Source organism: Neisseria cinerea (genome assembly GCF_900475315.1).
Lineage (GTDB): Bacteria > Pseudomonadota > Gammaproteobacteria > Burkholderiales > Neisseriaceae > Neisseria > Neisseria cinerea.
The window spans coordinates 838798-862319 of record NZ_LS483369.1; the positions used below are offsets into that span (position 1 = coordinate 838798).

At 48.2% G+C, this 23522-nt stretch carries 15 protein-coding genes; 3 read left to right on the forward strand and 12 right to left on the reverse strand.

The window, feature by feature from the left end; genetic code table 11:
* Positions 1-89 precede the first annotated feature (89 nt).
* The 3 genes from DQM57_RS04430 to DQM57_RS04440 all read right to left on the reverse strand — a co-directional run bounded on the left by DQM57_RS04430 (position 90) and on the right by DQM57_RS04440 (position 3182).
* Complete coding sequence (locus DQM57_RS04430) at positions 90-833, reverse strand: transferrin-binding protein-like solute binding protein (RefSeq protein WP_003675133.1); 744 nt, start codon at positions 831-833, stop codon at positions 90-92.
* Between the two features lie 666 nt (positions 834-1499).
* On the reverse strand, positions 1500-2528 hold the full coding sequence (trpD, locus tag DQM57_RS04435) for an anthranilate phosphoribosyltransferase (RefSeq protein WP_111727078.1): 1029 nt from the start codon (positions 2526-2528) through the stop codon (positions 1500-1502).
* 63 nt (positions 2529-2591) lie between these two features.
* Positions 2592-3182: an aminodeoxychorismate/anthranilate synthase component II gene (locus DQM57_RS04440; RefSeq protein ID WP_003754790.1), complete on the reverse strand. Its 591-nt coding sequence runs from the start codon at positions 3180-3182 to the stop codon at positions 2592-2594.
* Between the two features lie 410 nt (positions 3183-3592).
* Here DQM57_RS04440 and znuD point away from each other — a divergent pair, with 410 nt between their 5' ends.
* On the forward strand, positions 3593-5881 hold the full coding sequence (gene znuD, locus DQM57_RS04445) for a TonB-dependent zinc receptor ZnuD (protein ID WP_111727080.1): 2289 nt from the start codon (positions 3593-3595) through the stop codon (positions 5879-5881).
* A 140-nt stretch (positions 5882-6021) separates the two neighbouring features.
* Here the strand turns inward: znuD and DQM57_RS04450 are convergent, their stop codons facing one another.
* Entirely contained in the window at positions 6022-6744 is a 723-nt protein-coding gene (locus DQM57_RS04450; protein ID WP_111727082.1) for a phosphatidylserine decarboxylase, read from the reverse strand.
* A 152-nt stretch (positions 6745-6896) separates the two neighbouring features.
* Between DQM57_RS04450 and uvrA the strand changes: the two genes are divergently transcribed.
* Positions 6897-9746, forward strand: coding sequence for an excinuclease ABC subunit UvrA (uvrA, locus tag DQM57_RS04455; RefSeq protein WP_111727084.1), 2850 nt, complete (start codon positions 6897-6899; stop codon positions 9744-9746).
* Positions 9747-9786: 40 nt separating this feature from the next.
* Positions 9787-11490: an AIPR family protein gene (locus tag DQM57_RS04460; protein ID WP_111727086.1), complete on the forward strand. Its 1704-nt coding sequence runs from the start codon at positions 9787-9789 to the stop codon at positions 11488-11490.
* 480 nt (positions 11491-11970) lie between these two features.
* Here the strand turns inward: DQM57_RS04460 and DQM57_RS04470 are convergent, their stop codons facing one another.
* The 8 genes from DQM57_RS04470 to gltA form a co-directional block, all read right to left on the reverse strand.
* Entirely contained in the window at positions 11971-13290 is a 1320-nt protein-coding gene (locus DQM57_RS04470; protein ID WP_108043611.1) for a dicarboxylate/amino acid:cation symporter, read from the reverse strand.
* Positions 13291-13664: 374 nt separating this feature from the next.
* The gene (sucD, locus tag DQM57_RS04475) at positions 13665-14555 is read right to left on the reverse strand and encodes a succinate--CoA ligase subunit alpha (protein ID WP_003675100.1); all 891 of its coding nucleotides are present in this window, start codon (positions 14553-14555) and stop codon (positions 13665-13667) included.
* A 10-nt stretch (positions 14556-14565) separates the two neighbouring features.
* Positions 14566-15732 (reverse strand): ADP-forming succinate--CoA ligase subunit beta, encoded by a 1167-nt coding sequence (sucC, locus tag DQM57_RS04480; protein ID WP_003675098.1) that lies wholly within the window; start codon positions 15730-15732, stop codon positions 14566-14568.
* Positions 15733-15800: 68 nt separating this feature from the next.
* Entirely contained in the window at positions 15801-16091 is a 291-nt protein-coding gene (locus tag DQM57_RS04485) for a hypothetical protein (protein ID WP_108043609.1), read from the reverse strand.
* Between the two features lie 124 nt (positions 16092-16215).
* The gene (lpdA, locus tag DQM57_RS04490; RefSeq protein WP_111727089.1) at positions 16216-17649 is read right to left on the reverse strand and encodes a dihydrolipoyl dehydrogenase; all 1434 of its coding nucleotides are present in this window, start codon (positions 17647-17649) and stop codon (positions 16216-16218) included.
* Between the two features lie 259 nt (positions 17650-17908).
* Positions 17909-19090: a 2-oxoglutarate dehydrogenase complex dihydrolipoyllysine-residue succinyltransferase gene (odhB, locus tag DQM57_RS04500; protein ID WP_111727091.1), complete on the reverse strand. Its 1182-nt coding sequence runs from the start codon at positions 19088-19090 to the stop codon at positions 17909-17911.
* Positions 19091-19189: 99 nt separating this feature from the next.
* Positions 19190-22018 carry a 2-oxoglutarate dehydrogenase E1 component gene (locus tag DQM57_RS04505; protein ID WP_003675088.1) on the reverse strand — a complete coding sequence of 943 codons (2829 nt, stop codon included), beginning with the start codon at positions 22016-22018 and terminating at the stop codon, positions 19190-19192.
* 204 nt (positions 22019-22222) lie between these two features.
* A complete protein-coding gene (gene gltA, locus DQM57_RS04510) occupies positions 22223-23506 on the reverse strand; it encodes a citrate synthase (RefSeq protein ID WP_111727093.1) in 1284 nt (427 codons plus the stop codon).
* Positions 23507-23522 lie beyond the last annotated feature (16 nt).

Sequence of the window (23522 nt, forward strand, 5' to 3'; positions counted from 1 at the left end):
GTGTTGTTTTACAGGAAAGTAAAGGCCGTCTGAAAACCAGAAAACCTGTTTTCAGACGGCCTTTATTTACAATACCGTTTACCGGAAGATTATTTCTTCGAGCCGACGAATGCGCCTACCGTATTGCCGTTAGAGAATCCGCCTGCAACTTCCGCTGCATTTTTGCCAAAGAAACCGCCTTTGACTTGGGTCGCACCGGATTGGTCAAATTTGTTGCCGCTAATTTGGGCATTAACAGCAATGTCGCCGCCAAATTTAGCATCACGGAAGATAGTGCCTGTTAATTTTTTGCTGTCAAAATTAGCAGTCAACTCTGTGCGGTCAATACCGTAATTTGCGCCGCTATGCATAGAGGCAACGCTGGCGCCGTAATGAACTTGTCCTTTAGGCAGCTCGGCTGCAGGCGTAAAGTGTCCGCTGAAAAAAGCTTGTTTTTTGCCGTTAACTTCCAACACGCCGGCAGTAGCATTTGCTGAAGCAGCATTGACTAAGAATTTCTGTACGGATTTCGGCTCGCCGGATGCAATTCCTGAAGCAAAACCAGGGACTTTGCTTTTCCAATCACCCAAAGAAACACCACCGCTTTGGGTCAAATCGAAATCCACACCGTCAACGCGGATGTGTTTGATGTTGCTATTATCAATGGCAATGCTGTTACCACCAACTGTTTGCTGTGCAGCGGTAGGAACCGCCGGAGTAGCAGGAGTTGTCGTTGATGGGTTGCTTGAACCTGCGTTAGGCGTAGGTTGTGAAGAAGGAGTGGAATTTCCACCACCACCGCCTCCGCAGGCAGCCAAAGCTGCTGTACAAATCAATGCAAGTACTTTTTTCATGTCGTATCATCCTTTTTTAAATTGAATCTCGAAGTTTCTGTATTCGGGAACAAGTCTTGATTGTGCTTGCGACGCACCTAAATCAATGACTTAGACATTTTATACTAAAAAGATAAGCTAACCCATCCGCAATAGTTAATTTAAGTAAATTTGCAAACAAAATATAACTAAATTATGACTAAGTTAACAATTCATTAGCAGGAAACGCATCAAATCAACCCACTTTTTCAGACGGCCTGAGACCTTTGCAAAATCCCCCCGAAATCCCCAAAATTCCCACCAAGGCATTTAGGGGATTTCTCATGAGCACCTTTATTCGATCTCCGTAATTTTGACTGTAATGTTTCGATTTTCGCCATACTCTACCACACGTTGCAACTGCAATCTTTGCTCTTTTACAGCCCCAAAAGTTTTATAGTGGATTAACAAAAACCAGTACGGCGTTGGCTCGCCTTAGCTCAAAGAGAACGATTCTCTAAGGTGCTGAAGCACCAAGTGAATCGGTTCCGTACTATTTGTACTGTCTGCGGCTTCGTCGCCTTGTCCTGATTTTTGTTAATCCACTATATATAAATAAATTGCCCTCTCCATTCTTTTGACTCTAAAACACAAATGCCGTCTGAAATTTTCAGACGGCATTTGTTGCTTTATATTCATTCTGCCTGCTTAGGCAAATTGCCGTGTAAAACCGACAAACTCCTCTTTTTTCGCTTTCGCCCTACCTGAATCGATGGCTTCCCGTGCGGCAGATATGCCGTCTGAAAGCGAAGCAGCGACATTTCCGGCATATAGGGCGGCGGCGGTATTAAGCAACACGATATCGCGTGCCGCCCCTTCTCTTCCTTCAAGCACCTCGTTCATTTTCAACAAAGATTCCTGAGTATTGGCAACTTTGATTTCATCCAAATTGCGGCGGGTTTCGATACCGAAATCTTCAGGGCTGATGTCGTATTCGCTGATTTTTCCGTCTTTTAGTTCGGCAACGCGCGTTTTACCCGTCAGTGTAATTTCATCCAAACCGCCCTCCCCGCAAACAACCAAAACGTGTTTGGAACCAAGTTGTTGCAAGACCCGCGACAAAATGCCGCACAAATCGGTATGGAACACGCCCAAAAGTTGGTTTGGCGCGCCCGCAGGATTGGTCAACGGGCCCAAAATGTTGAAAATACTTCGGAAACCGAGCGAACGTCGTACCGGGGCAACATAGCGCATGGCACTGTGGTGATTGGGTGCAAACATAAACCCTATACCGGTCTGGCTGATACTTTGGGCAATCTGTTCGGGAGTCAGGTTGAGGTTTGCGCCCATTTGCTCCATCACGTCAGCCGCACCGCTGGAGGAAGAGACCGACCGGCCTCCGTGTTTGGCAACCTTCGCGCCTGCCGCTGCAGCAACAAACATCGAAGTCGTCGAAATATTGAAGGTTTTAGCACCATCTCCGCCCGTACCGACGATATCAACCAACCCCTCTGCATTCTCCAGCGGCACTTTTGTCGCAAACTCGCGCATGACGGCTGCAGCTGCGGTAATTTCGGAAACGGTTTCAACCTTGATACGCAATCCTGTCAAAATGGCCGCTATCTGCTCCGGCGGAACCTGTCCGCTCATAATCTGACGCATCAAGTCGGTCATTTCATCGTAAAACAACTCATTATTGCTGATTAATCGTTCGATAGCCTGTTGCGGTGTAATCATTTTTTGTCCTCCGTTCAATATTCGGACGAAAATGCCGTCTGAAGGGCTTCAGACGGCATCACGTCAGATTTTTTGCGGTTTGAAGTTTTGAAATTCAACTAAAAAATTGTTCAACATATCATGTCCGTGTTCGGTCAGCAGAGCTTCAGGGTGGAATTGTACCCCCTCAACGGCATATTCCTTATGGCGCACACCCATAATCTCGCCATCTTCAGTCCAAGCCGTTACTTCCAAACATTCGGGCATCGTATTCCGATCGATAACAAGGCTATGATAACGCGTACAGGTAACCGGATTGGGCAAATCTTTAAACATACCCTTACCCGAATGGGACACAGGCGACACCTTGCCGTGCATCAAGGTTTTTGCCCGTACCACATCTCCGCCGAACGCTTCGCCTATCGTCTGATGCCCGAGGCACACGCCCATAATCGGCAGCCTGCCGGCAAAATGGCGCATGGCTTCTACTGAAATACCCGCCTCCTTAGGGGAACATGGTCCGGGGCCGATTACAAGATATTGCGGCTTTAAGGCTTCGATTTCTTCCAATGTAATATCATCGTTACGGCGCACGACAACTTCCTGCCCCAATTCTGTAAAATACTGGACGATGTTGTAAGTGAAACTGTCATAATTGTCGATAAACAAAAGCATTTTGTGATTAACCTATTGATTTATAATGTTATTTATTATTGACTGCATTTCCGATACCCCTGAGCATACCCCCTTATCTCTTAGCGTGCCTGATGCACCCTTAGGAATCTGACGCAGAGTCTCGCTTTCTGACAAGTGTGCAATTTTGCCATCTTTTCGACCATTCGGGAAAGCACCGATTTTATGCCCTCATAAATTTTGATTATCCGATAGCCAAATATAGCGGAATTCGTGTTCACATCATTCACTTCCCTAAAATTAGGGTTAATACAAATTAACGCCATTAAATGTCACAACCGTATCATTTTAAAAAACTTTTGCCGATACCTTGGTTTTTTCTTAAAAATTTATTATATAAATAATGTAATGTTATATAATAACAGGTTTTCAAAATGTGATGAGAAGCTAAAATGGCTCAAACTACGCTAAAACCCATTGTTTTATCAATTCTTTTAATCAGCACTCCTATCCTCTCGCAAGCACATGGGACCGAACAGTCTATGGACTTAAAAACGGTTACCGTCGTCGGCAAAAGCCGTCCGCGCACCACTTCGGGGCTGTTGCACACTTCAACCGCCTCCGACAAAATCATCTCCGGCGATACTTTGCGCCAAAAAGCCGTCAACCTAGGCGATGCTTTAGACGGCGTACCGGGCATTCATGCCTCGCAATACGGCGGCGGCGCATCCGCTCCCGTCATTCGCGGTCAAACAGGCAGACGGATTAAAGTATTGAACCATCACGGCGAAACGGGTGACATGGCGGACTTCTCTCCAGACCATGCAATCATGGTGGACAGCGCCTTGTCGCAACAGATCGAAATCCTGCGTGGCCCGGTTACGCTCTTGTACAGCTCAGGCAATGTGGCCGGTTTGGTCGATGTTGCCGATGGCAAAATCCCCGAAAAAATGCCTGAAAACGGCGTATCGGGCGAAGCCGGATTGCGTTTGAGCAGCGGCAATTTGGAAAAACTGACATCCGCAGGCATCAATATCGGTTTGGGCAACAACTTCGTGCTGCATACCGAAGGCTTGTACCGCAAATCTGGCAATTACGCCGTACCGCGCTATCAAAAAGAAGAAGGCCGTCTGAAACGACTGCCCGACAGCCATGCCGATTCCAAAACAGGCAGCATCGGGCTGTCTTGGGTTGGCGAAAAAGGCTTTATCGGCGTGGCGTACAGCGACCGTCGCGACCAATACGGCCTGCCTGCCCACAGCCACGAATACGATGATTGCCACGCCGACATCATCTGGCAAAAGAGTTTGATTAACAAACGCTATTTGCAGCTTTATCCGCACCTGTTGACCGAAGAAGACGTCGATTACGACAATCCGGGCTTGAGCTGCGGCTTCCACGACGACGATAATGCACACGCCCACACCCACAGCGGCAGACCGTGGATAGACCTGCGCAATAAACGCTACGAACTCCGCGCCGAATGGAAGCAGCCTCTCCCAGGTTTTGAAGCCCTGCGCGTACATCTGAACCGCAACGACTACCACCACGACGAAAAAGCAGGCGATGCAGTAGAAAACTTCTTCAACAACAAAACACACAACGCCCGTATCGAGTTGCGCCACCAACCCATAGGCCGTCTGAAAGGCAGCTGGGGCGTGCAATATTTGGGACAAAAATCCAGCGCACTTTCCGCCATTCCCGAAACCGTCCAACAACCAATGTTGATTGACAATAATGTGCGCCATTACAGCTTTTTCGGTGTAGAACAGGCAAACTGGGATAACTTCACGCTTGAAGGCGGCGTACGCGTGGAAAAACAAAAAGCCTCCATCCAGTACGACAAAGCATTGATTGATCGGGAAAACTACTACAACCAACCCCTACCCGACCTCGGCGCGCACCGCCAAACCGCCCGCTCGTTCGCACTTTCAGGCAACTGGTATTTCACGCCACACCACAAGCTCAGCCTGACTGCCTCCCATCAGGAACGCCTGCCGTCAACGCAAGAGCTGTACGCACACGGCAAACACGTTGCCACCAACACCTTTGAAGTCGGCAACAAACACCTCAACAAAGAGCGTTCCAACAACATCGAAATCGCGCTGGGCTACGAAGGCGACCGCTGGCAATACAATCTGGCACTCTACCGCAACCGCTTCGGTAACTACATCTACGCCCAAACCTTAAACGACGGACGCGGCCCCAAATCCATCGAAGACGACAGCGAAATGAAGCTCGTGCGCTACAACCAATCCGGTGCGGACTTCTACGGCGCAGAAGGCGAAATCTACTTCAAACCGACACCGCGCTACCGCATCGGCGTTTCCGGCGACTATGTACGAGGCCGTCTGAAAAACCTGCCATCCCTACCTGGCAGGGAAGATGCTTACGGCAACCGTCCTTTCATCGCACAGGATAACCAAAATGCGCCTCGCGTTCCGGCTGCGCGCCTCGGCTTCCACCTGAAAGCCTCGCTGACCGACCGTATCGATGCCAATTTGGACTACTACCGCGTGTTCGCCCAAAACAAACTCGCCCGCTACGAAACGCGCACGCCCGGACACCATATGCTCAACGTCGGTGCAAACTACCGCCGCAATACGCGCTATGGCGAGTGGAATTGGTACGTCAAAGCCGACAACCTGCTCAACCAATCCGTTTACGCCCACAGCAGCTTCCTCTCTAATACGCCGCAAATGGGCCGCAGCTTTACCGGCGGCGTGAACGTGAAGTTTTAAAATCGGACAGACAAACAAAAAAGGTTTTCAGACGGCAGTCTGAAAACCTTTTTCTTACTTTAAACCAATTTTAAAACCGGCAATTAATCTTTCAACACATCTTGCACAGCCGCCTGAATCTTGGCAGCAGCAGCTTCGATTTAGTGCTGTTCGGCAGATTGGTTTGCCGCTGTTTCAACCGAAGCAGCTTGTGAAACAGACTCGGCTTGAGGATCAGTCAGCGGCAAACGCGCCAATACAGTGCTGACGCCGGTAACTTTATCGCCAATCGCCACTTGCGCCTGCGCATCGACAGGCAGATACATATCCACGCGCGAACCGAAGCGGATAAAGCCATAGCGTTCGCCGCGAGACAGTTTCGCACCTGCTTGGGTGTAGCACAAAATACGGCGCGCCACCAAACCGGCCACTTGAACAAAAGTAATTTCACGACCGGAAGCCGTAGTCGCCAACACCGCATTACGTTCATTTTCCGTGCTGGCTTTGTCCAAATCCGCATTCACGAATTTACCTTTGTTATAGACCACTTTTGTTACCGTACAATCGGCAGGCGATTTTTGCGAATGCACATTGAACACGTTCATAAAAATACTGATTTTCAAAGCATCGACATCACGATACGGATCGCGTGCGCGCTCGACCACCACGATACGGCCGTCAACAGGACTCAACACCGCTTCAGGATTTTGCGGAATCTCACGCGCAGGGTCGCGGAAAAACTGCAGGGCAAATACGGTAAACACCCAAAACGGCAAAGACCACCAGCCGCAGCACATCAACACCAGCAGGCTCAAAGCCAAACCGCCGCCGATAATCGGCCAGCCCTCACGGGCAATAATCGGGTGGGGGTAAAGACGGTTCATTTGTCATCCTTCTATTCAAGCGGGTTAAAATTGCCGACATTATAGCGGAATCTGCCGTACTCCGCTGGCAAATGCCGTCTGAATCCTGCTTAAGACGTTATTTGATAAAGTGCTACAATAGCCGTTTCCTTCTTTTTCAGACGGCATTCACCATGTGCAACCATCATCCCAAACATTCACACGACAACGACACCATCCGCATCCGCGGCGCGCGCACGCATAATTTGAAAAATGTCGATTTAGACATTCCGCGCCACAAGCTGGTGGTGGTAACAGGATTGTCAGGCAGCGGCAAATCGTCGCTGGCATTTGACACGCTGTATGCCGAAGGGCAGCGGCGCTATGTTGAGAGCCTTTCCGCCTATGCGCGGCAGTTTTTGCAGATGATGGACAAACCCGATGTCGATTTGATCGAAGGTCTGTCGCCCGCGATTTCCATCGAGCAGAAATCCACCAGCCACAATCCGCGTTCCACCGTCGGCACGGTAACGGAAATCCATGACTATCTGCGCCTTTTGTACGCCCGCGTCGGCATGCCGTATTGCCCCGAACACAATCTGCCGCTATCCAGCCAAACCGTATCGCAGATGGTCGATGCCGTGTTGAAGCTGCCGGAAGACACGCGCGTGATGATTCTGGCGCCGGCGGTGCGCGAACGTAAGGGCGAATTTGTCGATTTCTTTGCCGACTTGCAGGCGCAAGGTTTTGCGCGGGTGCGCGTGGACGGCGAGGTCTATCAGCTGGACGAAGTGCCGAAGCTGGAAAAAAACATCAAGCACAATATCGACGTGGTCATCGACCGCGTGAAAGTGAAGGCTGACATCAAGCAGCGGCTAGCGGAAAGTTTTGAAACCGCGCTGCGCCACGGCAACGAACGCGCGTTGGCAATGGAAATGGAAAGCGGCGAAGAACATTGGTTCTCCGCGCGTTTTGCCTGTCCCGTATGTTCATACAGCTTGCCCGAATTAGAGCCGCGCCTGTTTTCCTTCAACAACCCGATGGGTTCCTGCCCAACTTGCGACGGCTTAGGCAACACCAATTTCTTCGACCCCGAAAAAGTAGTCGCCCATCCCGAACTGTCGTTGGCAACGGGCGCGATTGACGGTTGGGACAAGCGCAACCAGTTCTATTTCCAAATGATTCAGTCGCTGGCGCGGCATTACGGTTTCGATGTGCAGGCTGCTTGGGAAACGCTGCCTGAAAAAGTCAAAAAAGTCATCCTGCACGGTTCGGGAAAGGAAGTGATTGATTTCACCTACCTATCCGAACGCGGCACCACCTTCAACCGCAGCCACGCCTTCGAAGGCATCATCCCCAATCTCGAACGCCGCTACCGAGAAACAGACAGCGAAACCGTGCGCGAAAAACTGCGCGAATACCAAAACCACCGCGCCTGCCCGAGCTGCGGCGGCGCACGTTTGCGCAAAGAAGCGCGTTACGTTTACGTCAGCGGCGAACCCTTACACGAAGTTTCCGCCTGGCCGCTGACCAAAACCCACCAATTCTTTGAAACGCTGGATTTAGACGGCAACAAGAAACAAATCGCCGAAAAAATCCTCAAAGAAATCACCGAGCGGCTCGGCTTCCTGATTAACGTCGGGCTGGATTACCTGAATCTCTCCCGCTCCGCCGAAACTCTCTCCGGCGGCGAAGCCCAGCGCATCCGCCTCGCCAGCCAAATCGGCAGCGGCCTGACCGGCGTGATGTACGTTTTGGACGAACCCTCCATCGGCCTGCACCAGCGCGACAACGACCGCCTGCTCGCCACCCTCAAACGCCTGCGCGATTTGGGCAACAGCGTGATTGTGGTCGAACACGACGAAGACGCCATCCGCGAAGCTGATTTCGTCGTCGATATGGGTCCTGGCGCGGGCGAACACGGCGGCAACGTACTGATTGCCGACACCCCCGAAAACGTCGCCAAATGCGAAAAATCCGTTACCGGACAATACCTCAGCGGCAAAAAATCCATTGCCGTGCCGTCTGAACGCACGCCCGTCAATCCCGACCGAATGCTCGTCCTCAAAGGCGCGCGCGGCAACAACCTCAAAAACGTTACCCTCGAACTGCCGCTCGGTTTGATTACCTGCATCACCGGCGTATCCGGCAGCGGTAAATCCACCCTGATTAACGACACCCTCGCCAAAATCACCGCCCGCGAACTCAACCGCGCCCAAGAAGAACCCGCCCCATACGACGACATCCACGGCCTCGAACACCTCGACAAAGTCATCAACGTCGACCAATCCCCCATCGGCCGCACCCCGCGCTCCAACCCCGCCACCTACACCGGCCTGTTCACCCCCATCCGCGAACTCTTCGCCGGCGTGCCCCTTTCGCGCGAACGCGGCTACAACGTCGGCAGATTCTCCTTCAACGTCAAAGGCGGCCGCTGCGAAGCCTGCCAAGGCGACGGCGTCATCAAAGTCGAAATGCACTTCCTGCCCGATGTGTATGTCCCCTGCGAAGTCTGCCACGGCAAACGCTACAACCGCGAAACCCTCGAAATCCAATACAAAGGCAAAAACATCAGCCAAGTCCTCGACATGACCGTCGAAGAAGCCCGCGAATTCTTCGACGCTGTCCCCACCGTATCGCGCAAACTGCAAACCCTGATGGACGTAGGCCTAGGCTACATCCGCCTCGGCCAGTCCGCCACCACCCTCTCCGGCGGCGAAGCCCAGCGCGTCAAACTCGCCTTGGAACTCTCCAAACGCGACACCGGCAGAACGCTCTACATCCTCGACGAACCCACCACCGGCCTGCACTTCGCCGACATCGCCCTGCTGCTGGAAGTGATAGGCCGTCTGAAAGGCAAAGGCAACTCGATTGTGATTATCGAGCATAATCTTGACGTGATTAAAACTGCGGATTGGATTGTGGACTTAGGGCCGGAAGGCGGCGATGGCGGGGGCAGGATTATTGCGGAAGGTAGCCCCGAGGAAGTGGCGAAGGTTAAGGGGAGTTATACTGGGAAGTATTTGAAAGTGGTTTTGGGATAAAACTACATAATTTTTTAATCGAGAAAAGGAAAGTATAAATATGAAAAATGTTATCTTAAATGGAAAACTGAATGAATTCAAAAAACGTCATTCAATAAGTAAAGAAAAAGAAGATACAGCCTTTGAGAAATTTGTAAATTATTCTATCTTAAATGCCGAATATTATGATTCTTTTAGTTTTAATAAGGTTTCTACTGGTACAGCTTATGGTATTGATGGAGTTGCAATTGCTATTAATGGGATCATTGTTAATGACCTAAAAGATGAAATTACAACATATACAAATGCAGACTTTGATGCCAAGTTTACATTTATACAAACTAAAACGTCAGATTCTTTTGATAAGGGAGACTTTCTAAAGTTTATTGAATCTATTGCCAAGTTTTTTCTAGATGATGAAAAATATTTTCCACCTGAGATAAAGAAACTATATGGTATTCGACATACTATTTATGAGCGTGCTGCAAAACTAAAAAAACTACCTGAAGTTTCTATTTATTATGTTTATTCTGGATATGCGAATTCATCTTTATATGAAACTATAGAATTTTCAAAGGAGCAACTCAGAAAACAGGTGGAACGATATGTAAGTAAAATTAATTGCCACATTTTTGATAGTGAGCAAATTAGCATTGCTTATAGAGAAGCACAAAACGAGATAACTAAAGATTTTAAATTAGAAAAACATATTACTCTTCCGCAAATAAGTGGAACTGAATATGCATATTTAGGAGTTATAAAATGTAAAGATTTTGTTGAATTAATCTCAAGAGCCACTGGAGAAATCAATAAAGGGCTTTTTGCTGATAATGTCAGAGATTTTTTAGGAAATAACTTAATTAATAATAGTATTAATAAGACCATTGAGGATATAAATGAAAAAGATAAATTTGCATTATTAAATAACGGTATCACAATTGTAGCCAAAGAAATTAGTAGTAGAGGCGATATATTCACTATTAGAAAATTTCAAATCGTCAATGGATGTCAAACAAGTCATGTTATATTTAATGCCAAGAATAATTTAGATGACAATATGTACGTAACATTAAAGTTGATACAAACTTCAGATATCAATTTAACTAATAGAATAATTGAGACAACAAATAGTCAATCAAGAGTAATGAAGGAAGCTTTGGTTGCAATTAATCCTTATCATAGAAAATTAGAAGATTACTTCTCAGGTATGCGTCATAGTGGATACAGATATTATTATGAGAGAAGATCTCATCAGTTTGATGATTTTGATGATATTACTAGAAATGATATTGTTACTATTCCCTCGCTGATTAAGTCATTCGTATCAATTATGCTTTCTGAACCTCATAAGGTGCACTATTATTATGGAACGTTAATCAATCAATACATGCAAAAAGAAGATAATAGTCACAAAGATGTAAATCTATTTGATGAGGAAACTCATCCAAGAATATATTTTATTGCGCATCATTTGCTTATGAAAGTAAGTGAATCAATTAATTTAAGTAAAAAATCATTAAGTCCATGGCGTTATCATATCGCTTTTCTAATTAAAAATGAGATATTGCCTAATTTAGATTTAAAACAGAAATATAAAGATAAAAATATTTCTGAGTTTTTGCAAGTAATAACGGATAATTTTCAGGATTCATTTGAACGTGTTGTAAATTTTTTAAATTCCAAAAAGTTAACAATCCAAAAGGACCAGAATAGAAATCCTAAAATTACTAAGGAATTGATAGAGGAATATAAAAGAAAGCCGTAGCCTGCATATCCAACCGACCGCGTGCGTGCTGCGCCACACACCCTACCTGTGAATCACTCGGAATTTCAAAACCAACGTGTAGGGTATGTACGGTACGCACGCGGCTGCTTGATTGATGGCTTGCCATTTCAACTTTTCAGACGGCCTCCAATATCGTCTGAAAACATAAGCTTCAACAAAGTTAAACCTTAAAAAACAAACCATTCCTTCTCCAACATCCAAACCACAAACAAAAATCCTATGGCGCTTTATCTCAGAAACTTCATTGCCAACGGCACATTCTTTTTCACCCTCAAACTCGCTAATCTGTATTGGTATAAGATTGTCTAATATATCCGATCCTTACCTATCGTAAAATCATATGCTGATGTTTAAACGGTTCAACCGGACATGCCTGAATAACAGGGTTGATTGGCTAATATAAAACTGCACTTCGGAAACCGGAGTGCAGTTTTATTCGTTTAGTTTATATTTGACGGTTTAATGCGAGGCATCAGTATGAACGGTCAGTTTTCCATTCATAGCATCATCAAGTTTATCCTTGTCCAAGGATTTTTCCCAACGGGCAACCACAATCGCAGCACAAGCATTACCCACCAGGTTAGTCAGCGCCCTACATTCGGACATAAAGCGGTCGATACCCAAAATCAGTGCCATTCCTTCTACCGGCAAGCTGGGGACAACAGACAGTGTTGCCGCCAAGGTAATAAAACCTGCGCCGGTTACACCTGCCGCACCTTTTGAACTGAGCATTGCCACCAACAACAAAGTAATCTGTTGCGTGATAGTCAGATCGGTATTGGTGGCCTGTGCAATAAACAATGCGGCCATGGTCATGTAAATATTGGTACCGTCAAGGTTAAAGGAATATCCTGTAGGGATAACCAGACCGACCACAGACTTCTTACAACCTGCTGCTTCCATTTTCTGCATCAATGTCGGCAGTGCGGCTTCTGAAGAGGAAGTTCCCAGTACCAGCCACATTTCTTCTTTAATATAACGGATCATTTTTAAGATAGAGAACCCGTTGTAACGTGCCACCGCACCAAGGACAAAAACGACAAACAATAATGATGTTAGATAGAAAGTGGCCACCAAAAGAATCAGATTACTGATGGAATGCAGACCATATTTCCCAACGGTAAACGCCATAGCACCTAATGCCCCCAACGGTGCGGCCTTCATCAATATGGAAACCACTTTGAACATCGGGGTTGTTGCCGCCAGAAGCAAGTCGGTGATAGGACGCGCTTTCTCGCCTACGGAAGCAAGGGAAATGCCGAATAAGACGGAAACGAATAAGACTTGCAGAATATTACCTTCCGTCAGGGGGCTGACAACCGTAGTCGGAATAATATTCATCAAAAAACCAACCAAGGTGCTGTCATGTGCCTTCTCAACATATTCAGAAACCTTTTCGGAATGCAATGTCGCGGGGTCAATATTGAGTCCTGCTCCAGGTTGGACAATATTGGCTACTATCAGGCCAATAACCAATGCAAGAGTCGAAAAGGTAATGAAATAAAGCATTGCTTTACCCGCAACGCGGCCAACCGACTTCATATCATTCATACCGGCAATACCGGTAACGACGGTCAGGAAAATAACCGGTGCAATAATCATCTTGACCAGCTTGATGAACGCTTCCCCCAAAGGCTTCAAGCTTGCCCCGAAATGAGGAAAGAAATTGCCAAGTATAATACCGATGATGATGGCAACGATAACTTGGAAATACAGGCTGTGATAAAATTTTGGCCTGCCTTGCGGGAGTTGCGGCGTATCTGGAGCAGTATGCAGCATAGTGTGTCCTCTCTTAATATTCAGTTCTAATTTGAAATAAAATGTAATTTACCCACTAATTTAAAAAAATACAACAAAATTTAACCGATGCTTTATATCTTTATGAGTTTAAATATATAAAAATTTAAAATTGTTAACGATATGGGAAATTTTGATATTTCCTACCTTCCAAACAGCAATGAAAAGCAAGACGTAACCTGCCTGTCCAAGCCGCCTTAACATAGCGTACCTTATATTCCAGTAACGACCTGCTTGAAACTTTATGCAGGTCAAACCTATTAAACATATGCTGAATCAAGATAAAACAAATGCCGCCTAAAACCAGATTTCCGGTTTCAGACGGCATTTAATCTTTAATCAATCAGATGATTGATTTACACCAAACCTTTTGCTTTCAACACTTCCAGCATGGTAGTACCCAACTCGGCAGGGCTGCGGGTGTAAGCGATACCGGCTTTTTCGAAAGCGGCGAATTTTTCTTCGGCAGTACCTTTACCGCCGGAAATAATCGCACCGGCGTGGCCCATACGTTTGCCTTTAGGAGCGGTAACACCAGCAATGTAACCTACAACAGGTTTGGTTACGTTGGATTGGATGTATTCGGCTGCTTCTTCTTCCGCAGTACCGCCGATTTCACCAATCATGATGATGGCGTCAGTATCCGGGTCTTCTTGGAAAAGTTTCAGTGCGTCGATTTGATTCATACCAGGAATCGGGTCGCCGCCGATACCAATACAGGTTGATTGACCCAAGCCCAGTTTGGTGGTTTGTGCCACAGCTTCGTAAGTCAATGTACCGGAACGGGAAATAATACCAATGCGGCCCGGAGTGTGGATGTGGCCCGGCATAATACCGATTTTGCACTCGCCCGGAGTAATCACGCCCGGGCAGTTAGGGCCGACCAAACGTGTGCCGTTGCCGTTGGTTTCCAAGTAGCGTTTGGCTTTGAGCATGTCCAGAGTCGGTACGCCTTCGGTAATCACAACCACCAAGCCTACGCCGGAATCAACCGCTTCAACGATAGAATCCAAAACAAACGGAGCGGGAACGTAAATTACGGATGCGTCTGCGCCGGTTTCTTTAACCGCTTCTTTCATGGTGTTGAATACAGGCAGGTTCAGGTGGGTTTGACCGCCTTTGCCCGGGGTAACGCCGCCGACAACTTTAGTGCCGTAAGCCAGAGCTTGTTCGGAGTGGAAAGTACCGTTTTTACCGGTGAAACCTTGAACCAATACTTTGGTGTCTTTATTAATCAATACGCTCATTCTTTTCTCCTTAGGCGTTTACGGCTGCAACAATTTTTTCGGCTGCGTCATTCAGGCCGTCTGCAGAAGTCAGTTTCAGACCTGATTCGTTCAGGATTTTCGCGCCGAGTTCGGCGTTGTTACCTTCCAAACGAACAACGACAGGAACGTTGACGTTGATTTCTTTAACGGCTGCCACGATGGCTTCCGCAATCATGTCGCAACGTACGATACCGCCGAAGATGTTGATCAATACGCCTTTGACGGATTTGTCTTCGAGAATCAGTTTGAACGCTTCAACCACGCGGTCTTTGGTTGCGCCGCCACCAACGTCCAAGAAGTTGGCAGGTTGGCCGCCTTTGAGTTTGATGATGTCCATAGTAGCCATCGCCAAACCGGCACCGTTCACCATACAGCCGATGTTGCCTTCCAGCGCAACATAGTTCAGGTCGAATTCAGAAGCTTTCAGCTCACGTTCGTTTTCTTGAGATTTGTCGCGCAATTCAGCGATTTTTGGCAGGCGGTAGAGCGCGTTGCTGTCGATACCGATTTTGCCGTCCACGCAAGCCAGTGCGCCGTTTTCGCGAACTGCCAGTGGGTTTACTTCAAACAGGGCGAAGTCGTTTTCGATAAACGCTTTGTACGCGCCGGTCATCAGTTTGACAAACTCGTTGATTTGTTTGTCTTTCAAGCCCAGTTGGAAGGCAACTTCGCGAGCTTGGCAAGGTTGCAGGCCGACCAGCGGATCAACGGTTACTTTGAAGATTTTTTCTGGAGTTTCGGCAGCAACTTTTTCGATTTCCACGCCGCCTTCGGTAGAAGCCATGAATGTAACGCGGCGGGTAGAACGGTCAACCACTGCGCCCAAGTACAGCTCGGTTTGAACAGGATACATGTCTTCGCAAACCAAAACGCTGTTGACAGGTTGGCCGTTGGCATCGGTTTGGTAAGTTACCAAGTTGGTGCCAATCAGGCTTTCAGCCACTTCTTTGGCTTCTTCACGGCTTTTAACGACTTTTACGCCGCCCGCTTTACCGCGGCCGCCGGCATGTACTTGTGCTTTAACAACAGCGAATTTGCCGCCCAATTTGTCGTAAGCTGCAGCGGCTTCTTCGCCGTTGTGCGCCAAAATACCGCCTTGTACGGGCAAACCGTAGCTAGCCAGCAGTTCTTTAGCCTGATACTCGTGTAGATTCATGGATTTCTCCTTAAGGTGAGTGGGTCTTAGGAATCGCCCTGCGGACAATCCTATATTTTCAGACGGCACTATTGTTTACTGAAAGGCAGCCACATCCGCGCCAACAAATACATGACCGCGCCGCCTACTCCGAGAATAAAAAAGACAATGCCTTTTTTACGCGAATTCGGGCAGAGCAGGTAAACGGCAAGGCTGAAACTGATAAACAACAATGCCACGCGCCAAACCAATTCTTTATCTTTGAAACGGTTGAGCGTATAAGTTTCGGTCATCATCACATACATCTGCCACAATGCGGCCATACACATGCTGATGATGCCCATCGGTATAAAGAAAATACCGACTATTTCTTTGTTCATAATGAATGTAAATGCTGTTTGTTTGCCTGACGGAATTATAAATCAGAAAACGAAGCTCTCGAAACATTCAATTTGTCGAAGGCCTTAAGGCCGTCTGAAAAGTTTCAGACGGCCTTAATGTCTATCAACCGTGCAAAGCGCGTTTGTCGGCCGCCAATGCAGCTTCGTGAACCACTTCGGACAAGGTTGGGTGGGCATGGATAATGCGGGCGATGTCTTCGCTGCTGGCGAAGAATTCGAGCGCAGTCACGCCTTCGGTAACCAATTCGCTAACAACCGGGCCAATCATGTGTACGCCCAAGATGCGGTCGGTTTTGGCATCTGCCAATACTTTAACCGTACCTTTGGCTTTGCCCATTGCCAATGCGCGACCGTTTGCACCGAAACCTGAAGTACCTTTTTTGTACTCCACGCCTTCGGCTTTGAGCTGCTCTTCGGTTTTACCCACCCAAGCAATTTCAGGATCGGTGTAAATTACAAACGGTACGTTGTTGAAGTCGATATGCGGTTTTTGACCGGCAATGCGCTCGGCAACGGCAACGCCTTCATCGCTGGCTTTGTGTGCCAACATCGGGCCGCGAACCACGTCGCCGATTGCCCATACGTTAGACAGGTTGGTACGGCATTCGCCGTCTACTTTGATAAAGCCGCGCTCGTCTTTTTCCAAGCCTACGGCTTCGGCGTTCAGGCCTTTGGTGTTTGGAATACGGCCGATGGCAACGATCAGTTTGTCGAATACTTCGGTTTTGGCTTCGCCGGCAGCAGTTTCGTAAGCAACGGAAACGCCTTTGCCTTCAGATTTGATGTCGCCGATTTTCACGCCCAATTCGATGCACAGACCTTGCTCTTTGGTGAAGTATTTGAAGGCTTCTTTGGCGATTTGTTGGTCGGCGGCAGCCAGGAAGGTCGGCGCGGCTTCAAGAATGGTAACTTCCGCACCCACGCGGTTCCATACGGAACCCATTTCCAAACCAATCACGCCGGAACCGATCACGCCGAGTTTGGCAGGTACTTCGGTCAGGTTCAATGCGCCTTCGTTGTCCAATACGTTCACATTGTCGATAGCGACTTGTGGCAGCGGACGCGGTACGGAACCGGTCGCTACGATGACGTGTTTGGCTTCGATAACGGTTTTCTCGCCTTTGTTATCGACTTCGATTTGGTAAGCATCGCCATTTTTACCTGCAAAGGAAGCCGTACCGAACAGGCTGGTTACTTTGTTTTTTTGGAACAGGAATTTCACGCCGCCGGTCAGTTTGGTCACGATGGCATCTTTGCGCTCAATCATTTTGGCCGCGTCGAATTTTACGTCGCCGACAGTGATACCGTGTTCGGCAAACTCGTGTTGCGCGGCGTGGAAATGTTCGCTGGATTGCAACAGGGCTTTAGAAGGGATACAACCTACGTTCAAGCAAGTACCGCCCAATGCAGGGGCATTGCCTGCTTTGTTAACGCCTGCGTCAACGCAAGCGGTTTTGAAACCCAGTTGCGCGGCACGGATAGCGGCAACGTATCCGCCCGGGCCTGCACCAATCACTACTACATCATATTGAGACATTGTGTCATCCTTTGCTTTTGGCAGTATCTCAAAATAAAAACGATACTTTTTGTTTCTTTTTTATTTTGAATGACTGCGTTTTGATGGTTTTAAGAAAAGGCCGTCTGAAAGTCCATATCTGTCGATTCATTCGAATCAAATGTTTCAGACGGCCTCAATCGTTTATTGAGCCTATTGTAGCACGATACTACATTACGCTACATCTAAATAAAAATTCAGACGGCCTTTTCATTAACAAATAAAAGGCCGTCTGAAACGATTACAGATCCAACAACAGGCGAGCTGGGTCTTCCAACGCGTCTTTAATGGCTACCAAGGTCAATACAGCTTCGCGGCCGTCGATGATACGGTGGTCGTAAGACAAAGCCAGATACATCATCGGACGGACAACAACTTGGCCGTTTTCAACCACAGCGCGCTCTTTAGTGGCATGCATACCCAAAATCGCAGATTGAGGCGGGTTGATGATCGGGGTAGACATCATAGAACCGAAAGTACCGCCATTGGTAATACTGAATGTACCGCCGGTCAGATCTTCGATAGCGATTTTGCCGTCTTTGGCTTTTTTCGCGTAATCAACAATTGCTTGTTCGATGTCGGCAATGCTCATTTGGTCGGCATCGCGCAAGATTGGCACAACCAAACCGCGTGGGCTGCCAATTGCGATACCGATGTCAAAGTAGCCGTGGTAAACGATGTCTTTGCCGTCAACAGAAGCATTCACAACCGGGTATTTTTTCAGGGCGGCAACAGCGGCTTTAACGAAGAAGGACATAAAGCCCAATTTCACGCCGTGTTCTTTCTCGAATTTTTCTTTGTACTTCGCACGCAAGTCCATGATCGGTTTCATGTTGACTTCGTTGAATGTAGTCAGAATGGCGTTTTCTTGTTGAGAAGCCAAGAGGCGTTCTGCAACACGGGCACGCAGGCGGCTCATTGGTACGCGTTCTTCAGGACGTGCGCCGGCAGGAAGTGCAACAGCAGGAGCAGCGGCTGCAGCAGGTTTGGCAGCGGCATTTTGTACGTCTTCTTTCAATACGCGACCGTCACGACCGGAACCTTGCAATGCGTTCACGTCAACACCGGTCTCTGCAGCCAGTTTTGCAGCGGCAGGCATAGCAGCGTTGTTTTGTGCATCAGCAGGAGCGGCGGCCGGGGCTGCTTCGGCAGGAGCGGCGGCCGGGGCTTCAGCAGCGGCAGTGGCAGCAGTATCGATGCGTGCCAAAACTTGGTCGGCAACAACGGTTTCACCGTCTTGCGCTACGATTTCAACCAATACGCCAGCTTGTGGAGAAGGGACTTCCAAAACCACTTTGTCAGTTTCGATATCGATCAGGATTTCGTCACGGGCAACTGCTTCGCCAACTTTTTTCTTCCATTCTAAGAGCGTGCCTTCAGATACGCTTTCAGACAGCATAGGTACTTTTACATCAATAATCATTTTGTGTCTCCAATGGCCCTTTCAGACGGCCTGTTGTGTGTTTTTAATTCTGCACATGGGCATTCCGCCTGATCAGCCTCAGACGGAATGCTACTTGGTTTATAACGCCAAAGCGTCTTCAACCAATTGTTTCAATTGAGCAATGTGTTTGCTTGAGTAACCCACTGCAGGCGATGCGCTGCTTGGACGACCGGCATAAGACAGTTTTTGCTCTTCGCTGATAACGTCTTCGATGCGGTGGCGGATTTGGTAGAACGCGCCTTGGTTTTTCGGCTCTTCTTGCGCCCAAACCACAGATTTTGCATTCGGATATTTCGCCAGTTCAGCTTTAACCTCTTCGTATGGGAACGGATACAGCTGCTCAACGCGAACAATCGCAACATCATCTTCCAGTTTACGCTCGGCACGACCGGCTTCCAAGTCATAGTAAACCTGACCGGCACACAATACCACACGTTTCACGCTGTCGTTGCTTGCGCGTTCTGCAGTATCGCCGATAACCGGACGAAAAGTCGAACCTTCGGTGAAGTTTTCCAGCGGGCTCATTGCACCTTTGAAGCGCAACAGTCGTTTGGACATGAAAATCACCAGCGGTTTGCGGTATGAACCCAAGACTTGACGTTGCAAGAGGTGGAACATTTGCGACGCTTCAGACGGCATGATGACTTGCATATTGTTCTCAGAACACAGTTGCAACCAACGTTCTACGCGTGCAGAAGAATGCTCAGGGCCTTGACCGTCGTAACCGTGCGGCAGGATGGTGGTCAGGCCGCACAAACGACCCCATTTGGTTTCGCCTGAAGACAGGAATTGGTCAATAGTCACTTGCGCGCCATTGGCGAAGTCACCGAATTGAGCTTCCCAAATGGTCAGTTTGTCAGGTGCGGAGCAGGCAAAGCCGTACTCGAACGCCATCACGGCCTCTTCGTTCAAAATGGAGTCGATAACCAGGAACTCGCCCATGCCTTCGCCCATATGGCGCAGAGGAACATAAGTACCGTCGTCCCATTTTTCGCGTTTTTGATCGTGCAATACTGCATGACGGTGTGAGAATGTACCGCGGCCGGAGTCCTCACCGGAGATACGCACACCATGACCTTTGGTTACAAGGCTTGCGTATGCCAAGGTTTCGGCCATACCCCAGTCGATGGCTTGTTTGCCGGATGCCATGGCTTTACGCGCTTCAATCACACGTTTCGCGGTCGGATGCAGGGCAAAGCCTTCCGGTACGGCAGTAAACTTCTCGGTGAGACGCTCAATATCTGCGGCAGGCAAACCGGTTTCGATGTGTTCGCGCCAATCTTTACCTTGGTATTTGCTCCAATCGATTTGCGTGCGTTGGAAGTTGCTCAACGTTGTTTGCTCAACGTGTTCGCCTTTGTCCAAAGCATCACGGTAGGCTTGGATGTAAGCGTCAGCCTCAGCTTGGGTTACCACGCCTTCGGCAATCAGTTGCTCGGTGTACAAAGCACGCGCACCCGGGTGTTGCGATACTTTTTTGTACATCATCGGTTGGGTCAAGGTCGGATCATCGCCCTCGTTGTGGCCCCATTTACGGTAGCAGACAACGTCGATCACGATGTCTTTATGGAATTTTTTGCGGTAATCCAAAGCGGCTTGGATGGCAAAGCAAACGCGCTCAGGATCATCGCCGTTCACATGGATAACCGGAGCGGAAACCATTTTCGCGATATCGGTACAGTGTACGGTTGAACGGGTATCGCGGATATCGGAAGTGGTAAAGCCGATTTGGTTGTTGATCACGATGTGAACCGTACCGCCGGTGGTATAACCGCGTGTTTTAGACAGGTTGAATGTTGCTTGGTTAACACCCAAACCGATAAATGCGGAGTCACCGTGAATCAATACCGGCAAGACTTTATCGCGGCCGTTTTCGCCCAAACGTTTTTGTTTGGCGCGTGCAGAACCTTCCACTACCGGGTTAACAATTTCCAAGTGGGATGGGTTAAATGCCAAAGAAACGTGCATCGGACCATGCGGAGTGGCGATGTCGGAGCTGAAGCCCATGTGGTATTTTACGTCGCCGCTAGGCAATTTGATTTCGGCACGGCCTTCAAACTCAGCGAACAAATCGCCGGGTTTTTTGCCCAAAATGTTAACCAAAACATTCAGACGACCACGGTGTGCCATACCGATGATAACTTCTTCCACACCGTCTTTACCGGCGTTTTGAATCAGGTAGTTCAAACCGGCAATCGCACTTTCGCCGCCTTCTACACCAAAGCGTTTTTGACCGACATATTTGGTATGCAGGTAGCGCTCCAGAGTTTCGGCAGCAGTCATTTCTTTCAAGATACGGCGTTTTTGTTCAACGTTGTAGCTTGGCGTAGACAGCACGCTTTCAAAATAATTGCGAACCCAGCGGCGCTCTTCGGTATTTGGGATGTAGATGTACTCTACCGCGATATGACCGCAGTAGGTTTGTTTGAGGTTGCTGATGATTTTGGAAAGAGGCAGTTTGCCCTGACCGGAAAAATCGCCCTCGCCCATATTGAATTGAACCGCCATATCGGCATCTGACAAACCATGGAACTTAGGATCGAGAGCTTCGATATTTTGAGGTGGGATACGTTTGAGCGGATCAAGTTGGGCTGCACCCACGCCTTGTATACGATAGGCAGAAATCAGACGCAGAACGCTGACTTGCTTTTTCATCATTGCCTCGTCCACACCGCCCGCAACGGCTGCGGCAATTTTCTTTTTAGCCAAAGTGGCAAATGATTCACGAATCGGTGTGTGGGCAACATCGACAGCGGCTGCACCGGGCTGCTTGCTCAAATCGGTAAAATACTGCTTCCATTTCTCATCCACCGAATCGGGATTTTCCAAAAAACTCTCGTACAACTCCTCAATATAGGGTGCATTCGAGCCAAACAGATAAGAGAAATTGAGTTTTTCATCCATCATGGCGTGCGCTCTTTTCTTTAAAATATAAACAAAGGGTAGAAGTCCGCGTCCTGACGGCGGAACTTATGCCGTCTGAAAAGACACTTCATTCTACCCTATTTCAAACCGGATTGCTTGCATTAGTTTCATCCGACTACAACGACACCAATCCGACAAACAATCCGACTTTCCGATATTTCTTATCCAACAAGATATTAATATAAACTATCTATCATTTACAGATACATAATCCCGACGCGCCGAACCGGTATAAAGCTGACGCGGACGACCGATTTTCAGCGAAGGATCGCTAATCATTTCATGCCAATGCGAAATCCAACCTACGCTGCGCGACAGGGCGAAGATAACGGTAAACATTTCAGTTGGAATGCCCAATGCGGACAGGACGATGCCGGAATAGAAGTCGACGTTTGGATACAGCTTGCGCTCTACGAAGAACGGGTCTTTAAGGGCAATTTGTTCCAATTCCATTGCCAGCTTGAATTTCGGGCTGTCTTCCAAACCCAATTCTTTCAGCACTTCGTAACAGGTTTCACGCATGATACTGGCGCGCGGATCCATGTTGCGGTACACGCGGTGTCCGAAGCCCATCAGACGGTACTTGCGTTGTTTCACGCCTTCCATATATTCGGCAACACGGGACACATCACCGATTTCATCCAACATTTTCAAGACAGCTTCGTTAGCACCGCCATGGGACGCACCCCACAGGCAGGCAATACCAGCAGCAATGCAGGCAAACGGGTTTGCACCAGAAGAACCTGCCAGACGGACGGTGGAAGTCGATGCGTTTTGCTCATGGTCTGCATGGAGGATAAAGATGCGGTCGAGCGCGCGCGCCAAAACCGGGTTGGGTTTATAATCTTCACACGGTGTGGCAAACATCATGTGAAGGAAGTTTTCAGAGTAAGAGAGATTGTTTTTCGGATAATTGAACGGCAAACCGTTGGAATAGCGGTAACACATTGCCGCGATTGTCGGAATTTTGGAAATCAGACGGTAAATTGCGATTTTTCGGTGTTCGGGATTGGTAATATCCAGACTGTCTTGATAGAACGCAGACAGTGCGCCGACCACACCGACCATCATCGCCATCGGATGTGCGTCACGTCGGAAACCACGGAAGAACCAAGTCAGCTGTTCATGTACCATCGTATGGCGGCTGACAGTGGTATCAAATTCTTTTTTCTGCTCAGCTGTAGGCAGTTCGCCGTAAATCAACAGATAGCAAACTTCCAAATAATCGGATTTTTCGGCTAGCTGCTCGATAGGATAACCACGGTAATACAACAGACCTTCATCACCATCAATATAAGTGATTTTGGATTCGCAACTTGCAGTTGACACGAACCCGGGGTCGAATGAAAACAGACCTGTATTTTTAGTCAACGTACGGATATCAACCACATCATGGCCGATACTTGCTTCCAATACCGGCAGCTCCAAAGCCTCTTGAGTTGAGGTAGTAAGTTTGACAGATTTAGACATTCTTAAAACTCCTTTG

Excerpts from the sequence above, each read along its gene's own strand:
- DQM57_RS04430 (WP_003675133.1), bottom strand. The coding sequence starts at position 833 with ATGAAAAAAGTACTTGCATTGATTTGTACAGCAGCTTTGGCTGCCTGC.
- DQM57_RS04440 (WP_003754790.1), bottom strand. The coding sequence starts at position 3,182 with ATGCTTTTGTTTATCGACAATTATGACAGTTTCACTTACAACATCGTC.
- znuD (WP_111727080.1), top strand. The coding sequence starts at position 3,593 with ATGGCTCAAACTACGCTAAAACCCATTGTTTTATCAATTCTTTTAATC.
- gltA (WP_111727093.1), bottom strand. The coding sequence starts at position 23,506 with ATGTCTAAATCTGTCAAACTTACTACCTCAACTCAAGAGGCTTTGGAG.
- DQM57_RS04485 (WP_108043609.1), bottom strand. The coding sequence starts at position 16,091 with ATGAACAAAGAAATAGTCGGTATTTTCTTTATACCGATGGGCATCATC.
- DQM57_RS04505 (WP_003675088.1), bottom strand. The coding sequence starts at position 22,018 with ATGATGGATGAAAAACTCAATTTCTCTTATCTGTTTGGCTCGAATGCA.
- odhB (WP_111727091.1), bottom strand. The coding sequence starts at position 19,090 with ATGATTATTGATGTAAAAGTACCTATGCTGTCTGAAAGCGTATCTGAA.
- trpD (WP_111727078.1), bottom strand. The coding sequence starts at position 2,528 with ATGATTACACCGCAACAGGCTATCGAACGATTAATCAGCAATAATGAG.
- sucD (WP_003675100.1), bottom strand. The coding sequence starts at position 14,555 with ATGAGCGTATTGATTAATAAAGACACCAAAGTATTGGTTCAAGGTTTC.
- DQM57_RS04460 (WP_111727086.1), top strand. The coding sequence starts at position 9,787 with ATGAAAAATGTTATCTTAAATGGAAAACTGAATGAATTCAAAAAACGT.
- uvrA (WP_111727084.1), top strand. The coding sequence starts at position 6,897 with ATGTGCAACCATCATCCCAAACATTCACACGACAACGACACCATCCGC.
- sucC (WP_003675098.1), bottom strand. The coding sequence starts at position 15,732 with ATGAATCTACACGAGTATCAGGCTAAAGAACTGCTGGCTAGCTACGGT.
- DQM57_RS04450 (WP_111727082.1), bottom strand. The coding sequence starts at position 6,744 with ATGAACCGTCTTTACCCCCACCCGATTATTGCCCGTGAGGGCTGGCCG.
- DQM57_RS04470 (WP_108043611.1), bottom strand. The coding sequence starts at position 13,290 with ATGCTGCATACTGCTCCAGATACGCCGCAACTCCCGCAAGGCAGGCCA.
- lpdA (WP_111727089.1), bottom strand. The coding sequence starts at position 17,649 with ATGTCTCAATATGATGTAGTAGTGATTGGTGCAGGCCCGGGCGGATAC.